Source organism: Acinetobacter sp. P37 (genome assembly GCF_057480965.1).
In genome coordinates, this window is record NZ_JBLIYY010000015.1 from 21,234 (window position 1) to 42,888 (window position 21,655).

A 21,655-nucleotide genomic window follows, 5' to 3' on the forward strand; every position below is an offset into this window, starting at 1 on the left:
ATATTTTTACTATTCATTATCAATGCTTTATCTATTTAACTTCAGAAAAAAACCATGCAATTTGGAATTTAGCTCAATACTACTGCAGCGCACTGATTTAATTTTTTATATGAAATAGCGATGCTTTTAGGAGGATTTTCCAATACTCTATTATAGATTTATTCTTGTTTTTTGATATTTTCTAAAAAAAAAGCAGTGAAAATTCACTGCTTTGATCAAGTTAAACGCCTATTTTTTTCGGATCGGTATTTCCGAGTTCAGGGTTTTCAATCGCACCTTTGCATTGATTTTTATCACGCTCATAATCTGCTTGCTTTTGTGCAACAGTCGAACTCTGATCAATACTTTCACGTGCCCAAATTTCCAGACTTGTCAAAGCCTTACGACACAGCGCGTATTTGCCTTCAGTCACAGAATCGGTCATTTTGACATTGATACGCCATTCCGTACTCAATTTACGCGCTGGAATACGAACTTTCTCTTCCATCTGATCGACTTGTTTTGCATAAACAATCGGATCGACTTCATTGATAAACGCCCAAGCTTTGGCAGCATACTCCGTTGCATCATTGGTTAATTTGGGTGCTGCTTTAATTTCGACTTGAGCTTGTTCAGCTCCATCATTACCACAGGCCTGCAACAACACCGTGCTGCTCAATAATGAAACAATCAGTATCCCACGCATCTTTAACCTCTGCATATCCAGCTCATTTCAGCAAACATATTCGGCAATATGCTAGTGAATTCGCGTACAATACTCAATCATCATTTGACCTGTTGTTCAACTCTTTCAAAGGTGTGTCGTGTCTGAGCACAAACTTCCTACAGTTCAGCCTGCGGGTTTTTGGCAAGGTGCTAAAGATAGTCAAGCCATTATCTTTACCTATCTTCCTGTTTCTTTTGCATTTGGGGTTTCTGCGACTCAATTTGGTTTCACTGCGTGGGAAGCCTTATTTTTATCTTGCTCTATGTATGCCGGTGCCAGTCAGTTTCTCGTCGTTGCGTTACTGGGAAGTGGAACATCCATTTGGATGACTGCACTCACTGTGATTGCTCTCGATATACGCCATTTGCTCTACGGTCCTGCTTTACAAAACCTGATTCAAGACCGACTCAATTTAAAGAAAACGGCAGTTTGGGCTTGGGGTTTAACCGACGAAGTTTTTGCATCAGGTATGATCAAACTGTCGCAACGTCGTCAAGAATGGTCAGAATCTTGGATGTTAGGACTCAGCTTATTTAGTTGGCTGTCTTGGGCAACAGGCTCATTTTTAGGCGGTTTATTTGCCGATCAAGTCAGCAACCTTCCACAATTTTTACAAGCTGCACTCGACTTCCTACTGCCTGCATTGTTTTTAAGCTTTTTACTCGCAGCATTTGAGAAAAAACATACATTTGTGGTCACGGTTACAATTATTGTTTCTGCGATTGCTTGTTACTTTATCGACTTGTCTGCTGCGATTTTTATCGGGATTTCATCAGGAATCATTGCAGGTTTGGTCAAACATTATGTCTTGAAAAAACCAGACCCTGAACATATAGGAGAAGCATCATGAATCTTGAAATTATCATGGTCGGTATCGTAGTCGGAATTGCCAATTTTGCTTCTCGCTTTGGGCCATTTTACTTTATTCAAAAACTTCAAAAGGGTTCACAACAACGTGGTTCCCTTTGGCTGAAAATTGCACTTGGCTCAATTGGTATTTCTGCCATTAGTTCCATGCTTGTTGTAGCAACCTTGCCGCCATTATTAGAAACACCTAATAAAAGTTTTGCCATGCTGGTGGGCTTCCTTGTGCTTGCGGGACTATATTTTAAGTTTAAGAAAATTGTCCCTGCGACACTAACTGCGGCACTGAGCTATGGTATTGTCTATACCTATATCCCTATCCCCTTTTAATCACCTATTAAAAAAGATGTTGTAAGTTGGTTGAAGCTTAGATATTTATCTTAAATTTCAATCAACTAGAATGATTTAATATTTAAAAACAACATATAAATACACAAATGCTAGGTAAAAGATGAAAAATCTATTAAAAAATTTAATCAAAAAATTAACCCCAAACCCAAATCATAATGAGCCAACAAGTTCAGAAAATATCGAAGATTTACCGTTATTTACACCGCAACTCCTTGATGAATGGATTAAAGCAGGCAAAACAGATGAAGTATTAGCTTTATTAGAAAAATACGAACCATATTTCACCACTGAAGACTATGCAATTAGTGGAGAGATCCTTTTAAGCCACAACCTGATTGATGAAGCAATTTATCATTTAGAAATAGCTGCAAATGAAAATGATCTTTACGCAATGAATCATCTGGGTTTCATCTACGGCTATCGCTATAAATATAAAGATTTGCCATTTGCACTAGAGATATTCCACACTGCAATTGAACTGGGCGATAAAAATGCATATTTCTCATTGGCAGATCTATATTCAGAAGAAATTGAAATTTTAGACCTGAATAAAGCCCTACATTATGCCGAGTTAGCGATCAAGAATGGCGAGTATAGTGCCTATTATATTATTGGTCGTTGCTACACAATCCGTCACGATTACGCTCAAGCACTGAGAGCATTTGAGCAACTTAAAGTCCATGGTTTAGTACAACATGCGTTAATGGGTATAGGTATATTGCATTATGAAGCGATAAATAGTGAGTTTTACAAACCTAGCTATGCCGAAGAGTTGCTCAAAAAGGTGGCTCTTGAATATGATTCTCCAGACAAATATTTTGAATTAGCCCGATTCTACACAGCCGAAACACCTTTTAAAGATATTGAAAGAGCCATTCAACTTTTCAAACAAGGAATTTCAATTGGTTGTATATATAGCGAAGCTGAATTAGAAAAATTGAGCGAATCAAGCGCACAGGACTAAATTTAAATACCAAACTTTATAAAAAAAATTGTTGGACAATATCATTTATTTATGTGAACACTCGCTTATCTCTCGAACAAGTTCTGCTATGCTTAAATTCCCATAAAATCAAGCATGGATGATTTACATGAGCGTCACTATTGGTACTCCACTTCAGTCTTCAGCGTATAAAGTCTTACTGTTAGGTTCTGGTGAACTCGGTAAAGAAGTTGTGATTTCATTGCAACGTTTGGGTGTAGAAGTTCATGCTGCCGATCGTTATGACCATGCTCCTGCCATGCAAGTTGCACATTTTTCTCATACTTTAAATATGGCAGATCCTGAGGCACTTAAAGCTTTAATTTCTCAAGTGAAGCCTCATTTGATTGTTCCTGAAATTGAAGCTATTGCGACTCAAGTTTTAGTCGAGATTGAAGAACAAAATATTGCCACTGTCATTCCTTCTGCAAAAGCTGTAAACCTGACAATGAATCGTGAAGGGATTCGCCGTCTAGCTGCCGAAGAGCTTGGACTACCGACTTCAGCCTACCGATTTGCCAACACACTTGAAGCGTTTCGTGCTGCATGCGATGACATTGGCTATCCAAACTTTGTTAAGCCTGTCATGTCGTCTTCGGGTAAAGGACAGTCACGTGTAAAAAGCTTTGATGAAGTCGATGCTGCTTGGGAATATGCACAAACAGGTGGACGTGTAAATCAAGGTACAGTGATCGTAGAATCACAAATTGACTTTGACTTTGAAATCACCCTGCTGACTGTTCGTGCAAAAAATGCAGAAACAGGTGAAATTGAAACATCATTCTGCGACCCGATTGGCCACCGCCAAGACGCTGGCGACTATGTTGAAAGTTGGCAGCCACAACTCATGACTGCTCTTGCTTTAGAAGAAGCCAAGCGTATTGCCAATAAAGTAACCATTGCATTAGGTGGATGTGGCATTTTTGGGGTGGAACTGTTTGTCAAAGGCGATAAAGTATGGTTTAGTGAGGTATCACCTCGTCCACACGATACAGGCCTTGTCACTCTTGCATCGCAATTCCAAAGCGAATTCGAACTGCATGCACGTGCCATTCTTGGTCTGCCTGTGAATACTGCTCGACACAGTACTGCTGCGAGCGCAGTCATCTATGCAGGCGTGGATGATACCAATTTATCATTTACTGGCTTAAATCTTGCTTTGGCTAATCCAGACACCGATTTACGCCTCTTTGGTAAACCAGAAGGCTTTAAACGTCGCCGTATGGGCGTAGCAACAGCACGCGCTGAAACCACAGATCACGCGCGTGAACTTGCTCAACATGCTGCACAACAAGTCAGTGTTCAACAAAACTAAGTTTGTAACACCTTAACGGACCACTGTTCATGATCAATACGCTTCCTCTGCTGAATTACATTAAAAGTAACCACGACATTCAGGCGATTAACCAATGGCGCTCAGATGTTGAAAATCAGCTACAGGAATGCTTTGAAAATGGACAGTCGATTCGTGATGTGATTTTGGCTCGATCAAACCTGATCGATGAAGCCTTAAAGTTCTTATGGACACATGCTGAACTCGACCAAACCGATCTCGGTTTATTTGCTGTCGGTGGCTATGGTCGCCGTGAAATGCTGCCATACTCCGACGTCGATATCATGATTTTGTCTGAAGATGAAATCAGCCCAGAACAAGAAAAACTCATCTCTAGCTTTATTTCAACACTTTGGGATGTTGGTAATTTCAAGCCGGGCATCAGTGTACGTACTATTAACGATTGTGTTACTCAAGCCACCAATGATTTAACCGTGGCAACAGCGCTGATCGAAGCACGTTTGATTGTGGGCAATGAACACCTAGCCAAATGGCCACGCCGTATCGTGTCACAGACATGGACGGATAAAACCTTCTATGATGCCAAAATGCAAGAGCAAGCCAAACGCTATGCTCAACATAACAATACCGAAAGCAACTTAGAACCCGATATTAAAAATGCGCCCGGCGGTATCCGTGATATCAACCAAATCGGATGGATTGCTAAGCGTCATTTCCGTGTCAATCGCATCTATGACCTTGTACATTTAGGTTTTATTTCAGAGTTTGAACTGGGTGTTCTTGAAGAAACAGAAAGCTTTCTTTGGGAAATCCGCCATCATTTACATCGCTTAACCAAGCGCGACGAAAACCGATTATTGTTTGATTATCAACGTGACATTGCTGCTAAATTTGGCTATCAGCGCGAAGAAGGTAAATCACCGAATTATCCAATCGAACAGTTCATGAAACGTTACTATCGTAGCGCTCAGCAAGTGACGACGTTAAATGAAATGCTCTTGGCTTATTTTAATGAATCTGTCATTACGCCACGCTTACCTGACTATGAACGTAAGATTGAAGAGATCAATGCCAATTTCAAATTAGTTGATGGTAAATTGGCTGTGCAGCATCATAAAATTTTCTCTGAAAATCCAAGTGCTATTTTAGAAATTTTCTACCTCTTGGCGAATCGTCCAGAAATTGAAGGGATTCGTGCCCGAACTTTACGTCTATTGTCTCTTGCGGCAAAACGTATTGATCAAAACTTCCGTGACAATCCTGCACATCAAGCCTTATTTATGGCGATCATTCGCTCACCCTACCGTTTATATGACACCATGGTGGCGATGAAACGGTATGGTGTGCTCGGCAACTATATTCCTGCCTTTGGGCAAATCATGGGACTCATGCAATACGACTTGTTCCATATTTATACTGTCGATGCCCATACCCTATTATTACTGCGTAATTTAAACCGTTTTAAAGAGCCTGAATTTGCTAAGGACTTCCCTGTCGTTAGCTCTGTATTCCAACGACTGGCGCGCCGTGACATCGTATATTTAGCGGCAATTTTCCATGATATCGCCAAGGGTCGCGGCGGTGACCACAGTGAACTTGGTGCAGCAGATGCGATTGAATTCTGTCGTACCCATGGGTTTACTGAACGTGAATGCAACCTTGTCGCATGGTTGATTCAAAACCATCTCCTAATGTCCGTCACTTCTCAGAAGAAAGACATCTCCGATCCAGATGTGGTGAAAGAATTTGCTGAGAAAATGGGCGATATGGAGCATCTCGACTATCTCTATACCTTGACAGTTGCTGATATCAATGCAACTAATCCTACGCTTTGGAATACATGGCGTGCATCCCTCATGCGCCAACTGTATACACAAGCGCGTGATGTGATTCGTTCTGGATTGGGTCGTCCTGTAGATTATCCAATGCTGATCGAAGACACTAAATTTTCGGCCAGTGAACTATTAGTCAACGATTTTTCGCTCTACGATGTAGAAACTGTTTGGCAAGAACTCGGTGATGAATATTTCCTAAAAGAATCTGCCGATGAAATCGCATGGCATACGCGCGCAATTTTAAAACATGGCAATAATGCAGAACCTTTGGTGATGATGCGAGCACATCGTAAATTTGCACAAGATGCAGTACAGATCTTTATTTACACTCAAGATCAACCTAACTTGTTTGCAACAACAGTGGCAATTTTGGACAGAATGAACTTAGACGTTCAGGATGCTCGGATTATTACTGCATCCACTGCATTTAGTTTGGACACCTATGTTGTACTTGACCGTTTTGGCACCTTATTAACAGATCCAGAGCGTGAGCAAACCGTTATTGAAGCGCTTAAAAAAGCCTTGAGCCAATCAGACAAGTACCCAGGCCTGATGCAACGTCGCATTCCACGTCAACTGCGTCATTTTGATATTGAAAATACCGTGAGTATTTCTTTTAATGAAGCGCTTCAACAAAATATGGTTGAAATTGCGACACTTGACCATCCGGGCTTACTTGCTAAAGTCGGTGGTTTATTTATGATGCAAGGCCTAGATATTCACTCTGCGAAAATTGCGACGCTCGGTGAACGTGCTGAAGATATTTTCTATGTCACTAAAAAAGATGGCTCACCTATGAGTGATTCAGAAGCGGAAACGTTTGCTGCACAGTTAAAGTCAGCACTTGATGAAGCTTCGAATCAGGTTTGTAGTCATCATTAACTTAAATTGATCGGTATCCATTCCATGAACTCCAGTTTGTCATTATTGCACCCTTATCCATTTGAAAAGCTAAATAAGCTATTTCAGGATGTGAAACCCGCAGATTTGCCTTTGATTCCCCTATCGATTGGTGAACCAAAGCATCCTGCACCGGAGTTTGTGAAACAGGCCATTATTGATAATTTTCAGCACTTATCCACTTACCCAAACAGCAAGGGTTTACCTGAGCTTCGCACAAGTATTGCAAACTGGTTAACCCGTCGCTTTAAACTGAATAGCATCAGTGCAGAGACCAACGTACTGCCGGTGTCAGGTACGCGTGAAGCGATCTTCTCGTTTGTACAAGCTTTGGTTAAACGTGAAGACACCCCTTATGTGGTGATGCCAAATCCGTTTTACCAAATCTATGAAGGCGCAACTTTACTTGCGGGTGCAGAACCTTACTTCATCAACTGTACAGAAGAAAATAACTACCTTGGCGACTTTGACGCTGTGCCAGCTGAAGTTTGGGAAAAAACCGCTTTACTGTTTGTCTGCACACCGGGTAATCCTACAGGTGCGGTACTTTCTAAAGAACAGTTTAAAAAACTGATTGCACTGTCTGACCAATATAATTTTGTGATTGCGTCGGATGAATGCTACTCAGAGCTTTGGTTTGATGAAGCACCTATTGGTCTGCTTGAAGTCTGTGCTGAAATGGGCCGTGATGACTATAAAAACTGCGTGGTATTCCACTCACTGTCTAAACGTTCTAACCTACCGGGTATGCGCTCTGGCTTTGTGGCAGGTGATGCTGCGCTTTTAAAACCTTATTTACAATACCGTACTTATCATGGCGCTGCGATGCCTGTTCAACACCAGTTGGCTTCAATTGCAGCTTGGGATGACGAAGCACACGTCGAAGAAAACCGCGTACAGTACCGTGCAAAATTTGAATTATTCCAACGCGAACTGGGTCACCTACTACCATTACAAAAACCTGATGCAGGGTTCTACTACTGGTTAAAAGTGGATAATGATGAAACTTTTGCCAAAATGCTGATGGAAAAAGCACACGTTAAAGTGCTTCCAGGCCGTTATTTATCACGTGATACAGCACAAGGTAATCCGGGTGAAAATCATGTCCGCTTAGCTCTGGTTGCAGATATTACCCAATGTGAAGAAGTGATTCGTCGCTTAAAAGCAGTACTTTAATTGATTTAAAGTGTTTTGCCTAAAACAAAAAATGCCCCAGATTTGGGGCATTTTTATTTGAGTCATTTCTTAACATTCGTTCAGAGCTAATCATCTAGCAATAATTACTTATAAACAATCATTGAGAAATCATTGAAAACCATTAGAAATCAAATGTACCACCCAATTTAAATGTTCGAGGTTCGCTCAGTGTTTAACGCTGTATGAAAAATAAATATGGTCATAACGGGTTGTTGTAAAGCGAATAGATAAACAGACATCCGAAAGGTTTTAGTTACTTGCAAAGTAATATCTTTCATTATTCATTAGATCCACCAGTAATAACAGATCGTTTATGGAACTTAAGACTTGCCTCTTGCTAGCGCTTATTGAGGTGGATGAACAGTAAATTCATGTTCAACAGTATAACTGAGATTTTTATCGACCATCGGAATAGGTTCAAGTCGTGCAACTAATAAGGATTTTTGTACTTTTTGATCAAAGTTTTTAGAGCCCGAACTTGCAATGAGTTTTGAGCTACCAATATAGCCTGTTGCAGCAATCACAGTGAGCTGTAGTTTGACAGGTTGCTTATATGTTTTTATCTCAGACGCAGACAGCACATATTTCGGTGCATTAACCCAAGAGACTTCATACATTTTCGGTTTTACATGTGGATCAATTACATCGGCAACACGCGTAGGTTGGTATTCTTCTATAGGTGTTTTTAATAATTGCAATAATGCGTTAATACGAGCATCTGTCGTACGGTCTAGATTGCTTACTACAACAGAAGTGTCCACAGACTCAGATATAGTCAGATTATTATCCGCCCATGCTTTACTCAAATATACGAGTAAAAAAAACGTTAAAACACAAATTCGACGTTTAACCATCTGCTTAAACAATGTTATGACCTTCAAATAAAGACACTTCAGTATAAAACATCCAAAAAAAATAAAGACGCTTCCGCGCCTTTATATCAACCTCAGTTCGGCCAATGATTCACTTCATTTTGACTGAGCCAAAGCTTTTTCAATATCTTCATTCAATGTTTCAGGCTTGGTCGTGGGTGCATAGCGGTTTAAGACCTGACCATTTTTTCCAATTAAAAACTTCGTAAAATTCCACTTAATGCCATTTCCCAATACGCCTTTCGAGTTATTGGTTAAATAACGGAAAATCACATGCGCTTCTGGGCCTTTTACATTCACTTTGGCAAACATTGGAAAAGATACGCCATAGTTTTTTTGACAAAATGCGCCAATTTGATCATTTGAACCCGGATCTTGTCCGCCAAATTGGTTGCATGGAAAACCTAAAACCTCAAAACCTTGATCTTTATATTGTTCGTAAATTTTCTCCAAACCAGCAAATTGAGGAGTAAACCCACATTTACTAGCGGTATTTACAATTAATAAAACCTTGCCTTCATAATCTGCAAAGGATTTATTACTTCCGTCCAGTAATTCTGCTTCAAACTGGTGAATGGTGGTCATGGATAAGTTTCCTCATCATTTTTTTGTTTTGTTTCTAATTCTAAGGATGCCGAATTAATACAATAACGTAATCCAGTCGGCTGTGGGCCATCATTAAAAACATGACCTAAATGTGCGTCACAATGATGACAAACAATTTCTGTTCTGACCATACCGTGTGTCGTATCTACATTTTCTTCTACCGCAGCAGGTTCAATCGGCTTATAAAAGCTTGGCCAACCACAACCGCTATCATATTTTGTTTCAGAAGAAAAAAGCGGTTCCCCGCAACAACGACATACATACGTGCCAGCTTGTTTCGTATTCCAATATTTTCCAGTGAAAGCTTGCTCCGTGCCTTTCTGACGCGTTATGCGAAACTCTTCTGGCGACAATTCTCTTTGCCATTCTCTTTCTGTTTTATTGAGTTTTCCCATGATGACGTCCCTTTATATCGTGGTATTTAAAATAGGATAATCCTATATTTACGTCATTCAATCTTAAATTTCTAGTCTTTATTCAACAATTTACAAAATCTATATAATGACCCAAAAAGCAAAAAGTAAGCAAATATAAAATCGTGGTGAGCAAAATACAAAATTAAATGCTTTTTTGTGAGCACTTTTAGTGATAATCTTAGCGCTACTCTTGCTCAGGATTAAAAAATGTCGCAGAAAAAGAGCGTAATTTTTAAAAATCTGCTGCCCGTGATCAAACAATATCAACAGGCAGGGTTTACGCATGAAAAAATAGTTGCTTTACTCAGAGACGAACATCATCTCGATTTAGTAACGACCGAGACATTTAAAAGCTATTTATACCGTTATGCAAAAGTGACCTCCACTCTTTCCGAGAATATAAAAATGCCGAATACGTTTAACACCCCCCGCGAAATTAAGAAATCGTCTAAGCTCGAGCATGTTTGCTACGACATTCGCGGACCTGTGTTACGAGCGGCCAATGAGATGGAAGAGGCTGGCCATAAAATTATTAAATTAAATATTGGTAACCCTGCTCCTTTTGGTTTTGAAGCACCTCAAGAAATTATTAACGACGTGGCACTCAACCTGCCTAATGCAATTGGTTATACCGACTCAAAAGGCATCTTCCCTGCGCGTAAAGCGATTTGTCAGTATTATCAACAAAAAGGCATCTTAAACATGCACGTCAATGACGTGTATGTCGGAAATGGCGTATCTGAACTGATCGTGATGGCAATGCAAGGCTTACTCGACGATGGCGACGAAATGCTAGTGCCTATGCCAGATTATCCGCTTTGGACAGCAGCAGTTAACCTTTCTGGCGGTACAGCTATTCACTATAAATGTGATGAAGAAAATTTCTGGTATCCAGATATTGCCGACATGGAAAGTAAAATCACCCCGAATACCCGCGGTATCGTGGTGATTAACCCGAACAACCCAACAGGTGCGGTTTACCCACGTCATGTGCTTGAGCAAATTGTAGCTCTTGCGAAGAAATACGACTTAATTTTATTTGCTGATGAAATTTACGACAAGATCGTTTATGACGGTATTGAGCACGTCTCTGTTGCTTCATTGGCGGGCGATCAGCTGTGTATTTCTTTCAATGGCTTATCTAAAGCGTATCGAATTGCCGGTTACCGTTCAGGCTGGATGGCAATTACAGGCGATAAATCACGTGCACTAGACTATATTGAAGGTTTAGACATGTTGGCGTCGATGCGTCTGTGTGCCAACCACCAAGCGCAATATGCGATCCAAACAGCCTTGGGCGGTTATCAATCGATTAATGATCTCATCCGTCCGGGCGGTCGTTTATATGAACAACGCAACATTGCTTGGGAAATGTTGAATGATATTCCGGGTGTGTCTTGTGTGAAACCAGAGGGTGCTATGTACTGCTTCCCTAAACTAGATCCAGAAATTTACCCAATTCAAGACGATGAGAAATTCATGCTAGATTTCCTCCGTGCTGAAAAAGTACTGTTGGTTCAAGGTACGGGTTTTAACTGGCCAACACCTGATCATTTCCGTGTGGTGTTCTTACCTGCTGAAAATGAACTACGTGAAGCACTCACTCGTTTAGGTCGTTTCTTGGCGAAAATGCGTTAATTCATAAGTGCTTTAAAAATAAAAAACCGTACGCCATGTACGGTTTTTTTATTACTGTATCTTTAAATTTAATTTCTTACTGTACGCACACCACAGCTATCTTTTTTGAATAGTTAAGTTTTTAAGAATTAATTTTTAGCTTAGACCTTAGTCAAAACTTTAAGATCTGTTGATTTTTCTATAGCCTATTCATGTTATTTTTTAACCAATCATAAAAATACATGAGTACAGGATGTTCTCAAACAAAATTAAACTGAGCTTATTTCTCTGTCTAAGTATGTGCCTTGGCATCGGGATCTTACGTTTTTCCTATACCGCACTACTCCCTTCAACCCGTGAAGCATTTGGTTGGAGCCCAAGTTTTGCCAGCATCTTAGGCAGTGCCAATTTGCTCGGCTACTTGATCGGTGCATTTTGGGCCATGAAATTACCCCAAAATAAAAGCATGGTGAGCTACATCCAACTCGCGGCTATTGCAGGGACACTCAGTTTACTCAGTTGTGCATTTTCAGGTTTTTCAGAACTTTGGTATAGCACTTGGCGCGTTATTTCAGGGATCAGCGGCGGCTTACTAATGATCCTCTCCCCAAGTGTCGTGGCCCAATGTTCACAGCTTCAAGACCGCTTTAAAATCAACTTTATTGGTTTCAGTGGTATTGGCTTAGGGGTGTTAATGGCAACGCTATTTTTGCCTTACATCCAAGATATTTCGACAATGTGGGCTTGGTTGATTTTGTTTTCTTTTTCAGCCCTGATTTGTATTTTAATCAGCGTGCTTTTGAAGAGTTTTAAATCACAGCTCACAACACTCACCGCGATTCCAGCAGTAGAACATAAAGTCGATGGAATTTTCTATTGTCTCTTAATTGTGTATAGCACCAGTGCTTTTGCTTACGTGCCCCATTCATTATTTTGGATTGACTATTTAACTCACACCCTACACCTGAGCCCGATCGGGATCAATTTCAATTGGATTTTATATGGTCTAGGGAGTGCTTTAGGGGCATTTGCTGCTTACTGCCTAGCACAAAAACTGGGAAATATTAGTGCTCTTAAAATTTTATATAGCAACTATGTCTTGGCGATTTTTATAGCGATTATTAATATCCATCCACTTTTTACTTTTGTTTCTTCTTTTGCTACAGGTTTGCTCAATCCGGCAGTGGTTTTTCTCACCTCTTATACCATTCTGCAAATCTATGGCAGCGCCTATAAAAAGCTCTGGAGTATTGCAACCCTGTGCTTTGCATCTATTCAATTGATTGGCGGTTTAAGCTTTAGCTTTTTACAGCGAATTGGTATTGATTATTCACAGCAATTTATTTTAGCCGCATGCGTACTCGGCATTGGAACAATGCAACTCTTTTGGTTCACTCGCACAGCAAAATTGAGCAAAAATACCGCCTAGGTAGATCACAAGACATTCAACTGCATCATCATTCACACATACAAAAGTCATGCATACAAAGAAAAGACCTATATAAATAGGTCTTTTCATTTTGATAAATGGTGAATGGGCTAAGCTTTTTTCAGCTTTTTCTTTAATTTTTTCAGAGCAGAATTATGCTTTGAAATTTTGTTCAACCTCGCTTTAATTCCCTTTTTAAGTGATTTGGTTTTCTTAGACAAATTCATCTCCTTCTCGTCTACGTATAAAACTTAAATTTCGTTCAATTAGAAAATCGTTTGACCAAATGAACTTTGACTTACAAAGTCTTTAGCCTATTAATGATGTTGTTGACGCTGATTTCGTTGATGTGGCTGTTGTTTCTGTTTCTTTTGGTCTTGTTGCTGTTGCTGTTGCTGTTGCTGTTGCTGATCAGTTTGCTGCTGTTGATCAGTTTGTTGGTTTTGTTGATGCTGTTTACGAGACATTTCATTTCTCCTTTTCATCACAAGTGTCGCAATGTACTACTACTAGATGTACTTCTACTAAAGGACAACAACCAATGTACCGCTAATTTTTAAGGATCCAAGCCGATAAATGTTTCGAATTACGTCATTGTAAAATCACTGGCGAATAATTAATTTGAAATCAATCCCCCTCTTTTTTTTGCATTACCTAAGTTCACGCTAATAGTGCGGTTTTAAACTTTTGGTAACATGACAAGCATGCCAGACCATCTGATTGATTGCGTGAAGTCACCTTTTGATTGCTGTTTTTTGAATGGTATTGAGAAGCTATGATTCTGTGTTTTTAATGTTTAGTCCTAAAAAAAGGACTGAATGATTCAATCCTTTTTACCTAGCCTTTTATGCATCTAGCTTTTTTACACCTAGATTAGCAAATAAAGTTAGTCCATATGCTCAATGATGGCTTGTCCAAACTCCGAACAACGCAAGAGTTTTGCACCTTGCATGAGTCGTTCAAAATCATAGGTCACTGTTTTGGCTTCAATCGCCCCCGCAATACCTTTAATAATTAGATCTGCCGCTTCAGTCCAGCCCATATTTCGCAGCATCATTTCTGCAGACAGAATAATAGACCCAGGGTTTACTTTGTCTTGACCCGCATATTTAGGTGCAGTGCCATGTGTCGCTTCATAAACTTGTACCGCGCCACCAATATTGGCACCCGGTGCAATACCAATGCCGCCAACTTCAGCCGCCAAAGCATCTGAAATATAATCACCGTTTAAATTTAGAGTAGCAATCACTGAATAATCGGTCGGACGCATGAGAATTTGTTGTAAAAAAGCGTCTGCAATCGCATCTTTAATCACGATCTCTTTGCCAGTTTTCGGATTTTTTATTTTGACCCAAGGACCACCATCTAGCAATTCACCACCAAAGCGCTCAAGTGCGACTTCATAGCCCCACTCTTTAAACGCTCCTTCGGTATATTTCATGATATTACCTTTATGCACCAAGGTGACATTCGGCTTATCGTTATCAATGGCGAATTGAATAGCTTTCCGAACCAAACGCTGAGAACCTTCTTTAGATACAGGCTTAATCCCGATACCGCAATTTTCCTCAAAACGAATCTTAGTAACACCCATTTCCTCTTTGAGAAACTTAATCATTTTCTTGGCTTCAGGTGAATCTGCTTTCCATTCGATCCCAGCGTATATATCTTCAGAGTTTTCTCGGAAGATCACCATATCTGTACGCTCAGGATGCTGAACAGGTGAAGGAACGCCCTTAAACCAACGGACAGGACGCACACAGACGTAGAGGTCTAATTCTTGACGTAGTGCAACATTTAGCGAACGAATACCACCACCGACTGGCGTCGTTAACGGCCCTTTAATTGAAACCACAAATTCACGTAAAGCCTCAAAGGTTTCTTCGGGCATATAGGTGCCATAAATTTTATTGGCTTTTTCACCACAATAGACTTCCATCCATTCTATGGCACGTTTTCCACCATAAGCTTTTTGTACTGCTGCATTCACCACGGTTTTCATCACGGGCGTGATATCAACACCAATACCATCACCTTCAATAAACGGAATAATTGGATTATTGGGAACATTGAATGATAAGTCTGAATTTACTGTAATTTTTGTCCCATCCACTGGAACGACGATCTTCTGATAACCCATTTTTATGATCCTCCCTGAGAAGCGAGTGAAAAAATAATTGCTGTTTGATAAGACTTTTAATTGCGCTTCACGCATAATACTCTAAAGCAAATCTACCTTTTTTGAGATTTAGATGGGAAATAGCTGCATTTCCCTATTGAATAAATCTTAACCAATTTGAATTATTGTATTTAATAGAAGTTATTTCCTATGAAAATCGTCATCTTAAACAAGCCATATGACGTGCTCTCCCAATTCCGTAAAGACGAAGCGCATATGACCATATCTGACTTCGTGGACGATCCTAGTCTACGTATTGCAGGTCGTTTAGATATGGACTCCGAAGGTTTGGTATTTTTAACCGATCATGGTGGTTTAAATCAGTACATCACCAATCCTGAAAATAAAAAGTTCAAAACCTACTTAGTGCAAGTCGATGGCGACATCACAGAAGAAGCGCTTGAACAATTACGTAACGGCGTTGAACTGAAAGATGGTATGACTTTGCCAGCCAAAGCCATTAAAGTGCAACAGCCAGAATGGTTATGGGATCGTGATCCTCCTGTACGTTTCCGTGCAAACATTCCAACCTCTTGGGTTGAAATCCAAATTTGCGAAGGCCGTAACCGTCAAGTTCGTCGTATGACTTCAGCAGTAGGTTTCCCGACTTTACGTTTAATTCGTACACGTATTGGTGCCATCGATTTAGTTCAATTGGGTTTAAAACCAGGTGAAACCAAAGAAATTGAGCCTTTACTGTACCCTGACTTTCAAAATGTACCTGCAGAAGAACCTTACCGTTCGCGCTCTTATGTGAAAAAACCAGGCGGTACAGGTGGTAAGCCAATGGTTCGTAAGAATAAAGATGGCTCAGTGAAAAAGTCAGGTACAAAACGTATCTGGCAAATGGATGAGAGCGAAAAACCAAAACGCCGTACCAATGGCACAACTCGTCCGAATACTAAAGCCCCTCGTGGCCGCGGTCGTAACGGACGTTAAGATTTAAGAATTAAAGCTCACGAAAGTGGGCTTTATTTTTCTAGGAAAAATTCTGCACCAAATTTTAATTCATTACATTTATAAACAAACAATCTAAGTTTCTTACTTAATTTTTTTCCATTTTTACAAGTAAAATTTATATTAAATTCAACCAATAATTCTTGTTCACGATTTAATAAATCTATTTGAAAATCCGTTAATTCTAAATTTATTTCTTGAATCACTCCTTTTTCTACACGGTCAATTTTTACTGCTAATAATTGCTTGCCACTTTCTTTAATTCTAAGATCAAAGATTTCTTCTCCAAAATTAATTAATTTAAAAATAACTTTGACAAATACATTTTGTTTTGAAGTTAATAGATGACTATTCGCTGAATTCCTATCAACATCTTGACCTAATACATTAAAAACTTCTGTATTAGAAATAAAAAATAGAGGCTCGAATAGCTTCTGCTGCTCAGCAAATTGATTTTTCTGAATAGTCACTAATTCTTTTTGTTGCTCAACATTTTTTTTCATCTCATCAATTTGCAACTGCAATGCTTTTTCTTGCTGTTCCAAAGCTTTGGTATTTTGATCTAATTGTTTACCTTGCTGGAGATACCCGAGTATTAACCAAAGAAAAGCAACTGGAGCAAATATACCTGCGAGAAAATCCCCTAGTGAATTCAGCTCTCTATTGGTAAATACAAAATTGTTTTGAACGCAAAATAGTCCTATAACTAAGAACCAAACTATAGTTATCGAAATTCCAATTATTAAATTTTTACTATTCATTTTCTAATAAAAAAACCCATACCTAAGTATGGGTTTTACATGAAAATTAAATACTTATCAAATTAAGCTTTCAACCACTTCTCAGCTTTAGCTTGATCTTCCACTTTAAGTTCAACTTCAGTTAATTCTGAACCTGCTGCTTTCACTTCAAAGCTCATCAGTTCATCGCGGCGGAATGCCAGTACGTTATAAGCTCCGTCTTGCTTGGCATATTTTTCTACCAATTTAACGGTCGCTTTTAGACCATCAATCGCAATAATCACATCGTTCGCAGACAAACCAGCTTTTGCCGCTGCACCATCACGACGAGCAGACTGAACCAACACACCTTCAGGCTTATCAGCCAGTTTTAGACCAAATGGCAATGATTTGTCATTTTTTAGCGTATAGCTTAAGCCAAACTCTGGGAACAACTGGTCTAACGGCAATTCATCCGTAGTATTAATCAAATGATTGATTTGTTCTAACCAATCATCACCTGTTAATTCATTACATAAATTGAAAATAGTCCGTTCATTCACTTGAATGCCGTTTTGTGCATTTTCATATAGCTTACGCATTAAGGCATCAAGACTTGAACCACGTAGGCGTAAGCCAAGGTCTAAACACAGCGCCACGAGGCAGCCTTTATTATAGTAACTGGTACCTGCATTATTTGAGTTTTCATCCTGACGGTAGAATTTCACCCACGCATCAAAGCTTGACTCAGCAACGGTTTGAATTTCACGACCCGGATTTTGCAAATAGCGATCAATTTGTGCTTTCAAAAGCTTGATATATGAATCCTGATTAATCACGCCGCTGCGCAATAAAATCAAATCATCATAATACGATGTAAAACCTTCAAATATCCAAAGCAAAGAAGTGTAGCCTTCTTTGTTCAAATCATAATTCACAAAGTTTTCTGGACGGATAAATTTTACTAACCATGAATGGAAATATTCATGGCTGCATAAACCTAAAAAACGTTGATAATCTGCCGAAGGCTCTACAGGTTCATTGGCTTTTGGTAAATCATCACGCGGGCTAATTAAACTCGTACTGTTTGGATGTTCCAAACCACCATAGCTATTCGCCGTTGCCATGGTCATAAAGGTATAGTCTTTAAATGGTGCTGAACCAAACATGGAAATTTCTGTCGAACAAATTTTTTCGATGTCTTGCTGCATACGCTGCGCGTTCATGGCATGTTTGCCCGAAACCACAAATTCGTGTGGAATGCCGTTAGCTTCAAAACTAAAACGGGTTTGTTCCGCCAGTTCAAACGGTGCATCAATTAACTGAGCATAGTTATCTGCATATAAGGTATAACGACCTTTCACTAAACTTTTTGACTTTAATCCTGTCGCAAGTTGGAAATGCTTTAACTCGGGTGGCAAGAAAACTTCAACCTCAATGGCTGTATGTTCTTGGTCAACTAAACCTAAACATGCGCAAGCTGGATTGACGTATAAACGGCTTTGATCAACATAAGCACCACGGACCGACAAATCGAAGGCATATACATCATATTCAACCGTGATCAACTCATGATCTGTATTGAATAAGCGCCATTTATTTTTTTCAAATTTCTCAATTTGTAACAAACGCCCATCTTCATCATAAGCTCGAACAGCTTCGATATGCTTCGAAAATTCTCGGATTAAGTAACTTCCGGGAATCCAAGTTGGTAAAGAAAGCACCTGTGTTGGATTTGCCAAGAAACGTGCAGTGACATGGACTAGATGCTGACGATAATCGTCAAATTCGATTTGATAATGCAACATAATGGGCGATATAAAATTAGTAAAAGATAACTTATCAATTAGATTAACATTTTTTACAACTGAATGCGGAACTGTCGCAATTGTCTACAATTATGACTAGTCAGCAGAAAAAAAAAGGCATAGCATGCCTAAAAATTTTTTCGTTTTACCACCAACGGAATGGTTGGTTAAGGAACCTCATTGAAACACGTGATCTACCTCATCGCGCTGCTTAGTTTTCTATGCTCCACGATAGCAAATGCTGCCCTTTTAAATATTGTCCCTGAAACCGTGGAAGCTGAAGCTTGGACCATTTTAGACCCTCAGTCGGGTCAGGTAATTGCAGAACATAATAGCCATGTTCAGCGTGCTCCTGCTTCACTTACCAAAATGATGGTGGCTTATATTGCTTTAAAGGAAATTAAAGCAGGTCATTTAAAGAAAAATGAAATCCTAACCGCAACCCCAGTTGTACAAGTGGTTCAATGGGATGAATCACAAATGTATCTCAAAGCTGGTGAACAAATTTCAGTTGATCAGCTTTTAGCAGGTCTTGTGGTCATGTCAGCCAATGATGCCGCAGTGACTTTAGCTGAACGTATTTCTGGTGATATTCCAAAATTTATTGAACGCATGAATAAAGAAGCTAAAGCTTTGGGCATGAATGATACCAATTTTCAAAATCCAGCCGGTATTACCATGCCAGAACATTATTCATCGGCGGCTGACCTTGCACGTTTAGGGCAAGCACTGGTGACTGAAACACCTGACTATTTGTATTATTCAAAACAACAAAGTTTTAGTTATAACCAACGCTTCCACCGTGCAACCAATATCTTATTAAAACAAGATCCCACCGTTGATGGCTTAAAAACAGGTTTTACTAAAGCTGCAGGTTATAATTTAGCTTTAACAGCCAACCGTTTGATCGCGAATCCTGACGCGCCAGAACGTCGTTTGATTGTTGTGGTATTAGGGGCAAAAAGTGGATTAAAACGTGCAGAAGTAGCACACAACCTCATGAACTTGGCTTATACCTATACACGTAATGAAGTTGCAATCAAAGATAAGCAATTAATTGCAGAATTACCTGTGGTTAAATCAACCTTGAAAATGTTTAAGGTAGAAACTCAACAACCTAAGCTGATTACTACTTCACTTTATGGTCAAGCTTATGCCATCGATTTAAAAGCTTTTGACCCTACACAGCAACGTATTCTTTTAAATACAGGCAATGGCCAAATTCAAGCCATTGAACCACTTCATGAAACACAGACTAAACTGAGTGTTGAAGTAAATGAAAAAGAACTCACTGCGCCTTTAGCTGAAGTGATGAAATTAGCCACCGTTACGGTTTATCAAAATAACCAATTGATTAATACCTTTGATATTGAAGACGACGTGCAAATTGAAGAAGCCAATATTTTTGAGCGTTTCATGATGTGGATCAAAGGTCTTTTTAGCATCTTTAATACGGATTCAGCAGAAGTTAAAACCTACCCTTTAGGTCAATGATGTGATTATGTAACTTGTAAGACAATTCGTTATTCGTGCAAAAAAGAAGATGGCATACTCGTGCCATCTTCTTTTTTTCAACAATAATAAAATAGGTAATTCAATGAATAACGCTGATGACTCCAAATTACACCATATTGTCATTGTCGGTGGTGGTGCCGGTGGTTTAGAACTGGTCACTCAACTCGGTGATTTACTCGGGAAAAAAAAGAAAGCACGCATTACCCTCGTAGATATGAAACTCACACATGTCTGGAAACCCCTTTTACATGAAATTGCCGCAGGGACTATGTCGGTTAGTGAAGAAGAAATTAACTACTATGCACATGCTGCGAAGCATCATTATGAGTTTGTCTTGGCTAAGTTTGAGAATGTTCATCCTACTGAAAAAACCATTCAGCTTAGCAAAGTCCAACAAGGTAAATATGAATCTACTCAAGAACAACTGCAACTGAGTTATGATACCCTTGTTCTTGCTTTAGGCTCAGTTTCCAACGATTTTAATACACCGGGCGTGTATGAACATTGTCACTATTTGGACAGCCTGCAACAAGCTGAAATCTTCCAACAAGATCTCTTACAGTTGTATTTGGATGCGCAAAATAGCAATACAGCACGTGAGTTGAAAATTGCCATTATTGGCGCAGGTGCAACGGGGGTTGAACTTTCAGCAGAATTGGTTGAAGCCAAAAATAATTTTTATAAATATGGTTTAAATAAAATTCATCCTCAAAGCGTACAGATCAATTTGATTGAAGGTGCTGATCGGATTCTGCCTGCACTCCCTGAAAAAATGGCCGAGCATGCTCAGCAGCAATTAAAACGCATGAAAATTGAAGTCTTAACCTCTAAACGTGTGGAAAAAGTCGATGCTGAACATGTTTATTTTAATGATGGCAGTAAAATTAAAGCTGAACTGAAGGTTTGGGCAGCAGGCATTAAAACACCAGAAGTAATTTCGAAGCTTGAAGGCTTTGAAAAAGACCGCATGGGGCGTTTGAGTGTATATGCAACATTACAAACTAAGGCACACCCAGATATTTTCGCGTTTGGTGATTGTGCACATTGCCAACCGCGTGCAGATGAGCCTGTCCTCGGCCCACGCGCTCAAGTTGCTAGCCAACAAGCGTCATTTCTCGTGGATTGCTTAAAGGCGCGTATCCGTGGTCAGCAACTCCCGATGTTCGTATTTTCAGACAAAGGTTCCTTAGTCTCATTAAGCAAGCATAAAGCGGTTGGTGAACTTTTAGGTCAGGTCAATGTTCAAGGCTTTGTTGCCAAATCAATGTACGTTTCACTTTATCGTATGCATCAAGCCACAATTTACGGCTACGCACATGCAGGACTATTAACGGCTAAAGATTTTGTTACACGAAAAATTGCGCCTAAAATTAAATTGCATTGAAATTTACAGATTTGCCCCGATTAA

19 protein-coding genes are annotated in these 21,655 nt (G+C 39.6%); 11 read left to right on the plus strand and 8 right to left on the minus strand.

All coding sequences use genetic code 11. The features are described 5' to 3' along the window. Positions 1–220: 220 nt before the first annotated feature. The gene (locus AC25JC_RS13260; RefSeq protein ID WP_180115304.1) at positions 221–700 is read right to left on the minus strand and encodes a hypothetical protein; all 480 of its coding nucleotides are present in this window, start codon (positions 698–700) and stop codon (positions 221–223) included. A gap of 103 nt (positions 701–803) precedes the next feature. Here AC25JC_RS13260 and AC25JC_RS13265 point away from each other — a divergent pair, with 103 nt between their 5' ends. The 6 genes from AC25JC_RS13265 to dapC all read left to right on the plus strand — a co-directional run bounded on the left by AC25JC_RS13265 (position 804) and on the right by dapC (position 8,108). Then, positions 804–1,556: an AzlC family ABC transporter permease gene (locus AC25JC_RS13265; protein ID WP_180115305.1), complete on the plus strand. Its 753-nt coding sequence runs from the start codon at positions 804–806 to the stop codon at positions 1,554–1,556. Beyond that, positions 1,553–1,900: an L-valine transporter subunit YgaH gene (ygaH, locus tag AC25JC_RS13270; RefSeq protein WP_180115306.1), complete on the plus strand. Its 348-nt coding sequence runs from the start codon at positions 1,553–1,555 to the stop codon at positions 1,898–1,900. Before AC25JC_RS13265 ends, ygaH begins: the two co-directional genes overlap by 4 nt. A 121-nt stretch (positions 1,901–2,021) precedes the next feature. Further along, complete coding sequence (locus tag AC25JC_RS13275; RefSeq protein WP_180115307.1) at positions 2,022–2,885, plus strand: SEL1-like repeat protein; 864 nt, start codon at positions 2,022–2,024, stop codon at positions 2,883–2,885. Positions 2,886–3,003: 118 nt separating this feature from the next. Then, a complete protein-coding gene (gene purT / locus AC25JC_RS13280) occupies positions 3,004–4,218 on the plus strand; it encodes a formate-dependent phosphoribosylglycinamide formyltransferase (protein ID WP_171263820.1) in 1,215 nt (404 codons plus the stop codon). A 29-nt stretch (positions 4,219–4,247) separates the two neighbouring features. Further along, positions 4,248–6,914, plus strand: coding sequence for a [protein-PII] uridylyltransferase (glnD, locus tag AC25JC_RS13285; RefSeq protein ID WP_486924216.1), 2,667 nt, complete (start codon positions 4,248–4,250; stop codon positions 6,912–6,914). A 24-nt stretch (positions 6,915–6,938) separates the two neighbouring features. Continuing rightward, complete coding sequence (gene dapC, locus AC25JC_RS13290; RefSeq protein WP_486924217.1) at positions 6,939–8,108, plus strand: succinyldiaminopimelate transaminase; 1,170 nt, start codon at positions 6,939–6,941, stop codon at positions 8,106–8,108. A gap of 365 nt (positions 8,109–8,473) precedes the next feature. On the opposite strand, the gene AC25JC_RS13295 is transcribed toward dapC, so the two are convergent. From AC25JC_RS13295 to msrB, 3 genes are all read right to left on the minus strand, one after another. Next, the gene (locus AC25JC_RS13295; RefSeq protein ID WP_486924218.1) at positions 8,474–8,890 is read right to left on the minus strand and encodes an energy transducer TonB family protein; all 417 of its coding nucleotides are present in this window, start codon (positions 8,888–8,890) and stop codon (positions 8,474–8,476) included. 207 nt (positions 8,891–9,097) lie between these two features. Further along, the gene (locus tag AC25JC_RS13300) at positions 9,098–9,586 is read right to left on the minus strand and encodes a glutathione peroxidase (RefSeq protein WP_078194370.1); all 489 of its coding nucleotides are present in this window, start codon (positions 9,584–9,586) and stop codon (positions 9,098–9,100) included. After that, complete coding sequence (gene msrB, locus AC25JC_RS13305; protein WP_249748803.1) at positions 9,583–10,002, minus strand: peptide-methionine (R)-S-oxide reductase MsrB; 420 nt, start codon at positions 10,000–10,002, stop codon at positions 9,583–9,585. The genes AC25JC_RS13300 and msrB overlap by 4 nt, the downstream gene beginning before the upstream one ends. A gap of 228 nt (positions 10,003–10,230) precedes the next feature. Between msrB and AC25JC_RS13310 the strand changes: the two genes are divergently transcribed. Beyond that, entirely contained in the window at positions 10,231–11,661 is a 1,431-nt protein-coding gene (locus AC25JC_RS13310; RefSeq protein ID WP_078189059.1) for a pyridoxal phosphate-dependent aminotransferase, read from the plus strand. A 232-nt stretch (positions 11,662–11,893) separates the two neighbouring features. Continuing rightward, on the plus strand, positions 11,894–13,069 hold the full coding sequence (locus tag AC25JC_RS13315) for a YbfB/YjiJ family MFS transporter (RefSeq protein WP_486924219.1): 1,176 nt from the start codon (positions 11,894–11,896) through the stop codon (positions 13,067–13,069). Positions 13,070–13,386: 317 nt separating this feature from the next. Here AC25JC_RS13315 and AC25JC_RS13320 read toward each other — a convergent pair whose 3' ends face one another. Continuing rightward, on the minus strand, positions 13,387–13,536 hold the full coding sequence (locus tag AC25JC_RS13320; protein WP_486924220.1) for a hypothetical protein: 150 nt from the start codon (positions 13,534–13,536) through the stop codon (positions 13,387–13,389). 419 nt (positions 13,537–13,955) lie between these two features. Continuing rightward, positions 13,956–15,209, minus strand: coding sequence for an NADP-dependent isocitrate dehydrogenase (icd, locus tag AC25JC_RS13325; protein WP_180004095.1), 1,254 nt, complete (start codon positions 15,207–15,209; stop codon positions 13,956–13,958). Between the two features lie 189 nt (positions 15,210–15,398). On the opposite strand from icd, the gene AC25JC_RS13330 reads away from it, so the two are divergent. Next, positions 15,399–16,187, plus strand: a complete 789-nt coding sequence (locus tag AC25JC_RS13330) for an rRNA large subunit pseudouridine synthase E (RefSeq protein ID WP_486924221.1) — start codon at positions 15,399–15,401, stop codon at positions 16,185–16,187. A 32-nt stretch (positions 16,188–16,219) separates the two neighbouring features. Here AC25JC_RS13330 and AC25JC_RS13335 read toward each other — a convergent pair whose 3' ends face one another. Together AC25JC_RS13335 and AC25JC_RS13340 are read right to left on the minus strand one after the other, a co-directional pair. Next, complete coding sequence (locus tag AC25JC_RS13335) at positions 16,220–16,966, minus strand: hypothetical protein (protein ID WP_486924222.1); 747 nt, start codon at positions 16,964–16,966, stop codon at positions 16,220–16,222. A 62-nt stretch (positions 16,967–17,028) separates the two neighbouring features. Next, entirely contained in the window at positions 17,029–18,732 is a 1,704-nt protein-coding gene (locus AC25JC_RS13340) for a M61 family metallopeptidase (RefSeq protein WP_486924223.1), read from the minus strand. Positions 18,733–18,912: 180 nt separating this feature from the next. Between AC25JC_RS13340 and AC25JC_RS13345 the strand changes: the two genes are divergently transcribed. Both AC25JC_RS13345 and AC25JC_RS13350 read left to right on the plus strand, forming a co-directional pair. Further along, positions 18,913–20,226, plus strand: coding sequence for a D-alanyl-D-alanine carboxypeptidase PBP6B (locus AC25JC_RS13345; RefSeq protein ID WP_486924224.1), 1,314 nt, complete (start codon positions 18,913–18,915; stop codon positions 20,224–20,226). A 103-nt stretch (positions 20,227–20,329) separates the two neighbouring features. Next, on the plus strand, positions 20,330–21,631 hold the full coding sequence (locus AC25JC_RS13350) for an NAD(P)/FAD-dependent oxidoreductase (RefSeq protein ID WP_486924225.1): 1,302 nt from the start codon (positions 20,330–20,332) through the stop codon (positions 21,629–21,631). The last annotated feature ends 24 nt before the right edge of the window (positions 21,632–21,655 follow it).

Coding starts and splice junctions, on each gene's coding strand:
- AC25JC_RS13260 (WP_180115304.1), bottom strand. CDS start 700: ATGCAGAGGTTAAAGATGCGTGGGATACTGATTGTTTCATTATTGAGC.
- ygaH (WP_180115306.1), top strand. CDS start 1,553: ATGAATCTTGAAATTATCATGGTCGGTATCGTAGTCGGAATTGCCAAT.
- AC25JC_RS13275 (WP_180115307.1), top strand. CDS start 2,022: ATGAAAAATCTATTAAAAAATTTAATCAAAAAATTAACCCCAAACCCA.
- purT (WP_171263820.1), top strand. CDS start 3,004: ATGATTTACATGAGCGTCACTATTGGTACTCCACTTCAGTCTTCAGCG.
- glnD (WP_486924216.1), top strand. CDS start 4,248: ATGATCAATACGCTTCCTCTGCTGAATTACATTAAAAGTAACCACGAC.
- dapC (WP_486924217.1), top strand. CDS start 6,939: ATGAACTCCAGTTTGTCATTATTGCACCCTTATCCATTTGAAAAGCTA.
- AC25JC_RS13300 (WP_078194370.1), bottom strand. CDS start 9,586: ATGACCACCATTCACCAGTTTGAAGCAGAATTACTGGACGGAAGTAAT.
- msrB (WP_249748803.1), bottom strand. CDS start 10,002: ATGGGAAAACTCAATAAAACAGAAAGAGAATGGCAAAGAGAATTGTCG.
- AC25JC_RS13310 (WP_078189059.1), top strand. CDS start 10,231: ATGTCGCAGAAAAAGAGCGTAATTTTTAAAAATCTGCTGCCCGTGATC.
- AC25JC_RS13315 (WP_486924219.1), top strand. CDS start 11,894: ATGTTCTCAAACAAAATTAAACTGAGCTTATTTCTCTGTCTAAGTATG.
- AC25JC_RS13320 (WP_486924220.1), bottom strand. CDS start 13,536: ATGTCTCGTAAACAGCATCAACAAAACCAACAAACTGATCAACAGCAG.
- icd (WP_180004095.1), bottom strand. CDS start 15,209: ATGGGTTATCAGAAGATCGTCGTTCCAGTGGATGGGACAAAAATTACA.
- AC25JC_RS13330 (WP_486924221.1), top strand. CDS start 15,399: ATGAAAATCGTCATCTTAAACAAGCCATATGACGTGCTCTCCCAATTC.
- AC25JC_RS13335 (WP_486924222.1), bottom strand. CDS start 16,966: ATGAATAGTAAAAATTTAATAATTGGAATTTCGATAACTATAGTTTGG.
- AC25JC_RS13340 (WP_486924223.1), bottom strand. CDS start 18,732: ATGTTGCATTATCAAATCGAATTTGACGATTATCGTCAGCATCTAGTC.
- AC25JC_RS13350 (WP_486924225.1), top strand. CDS start 20,330: ATGAATAACGCTGATGACTCCAAATTACACCATATTGTCATTGTCGGT.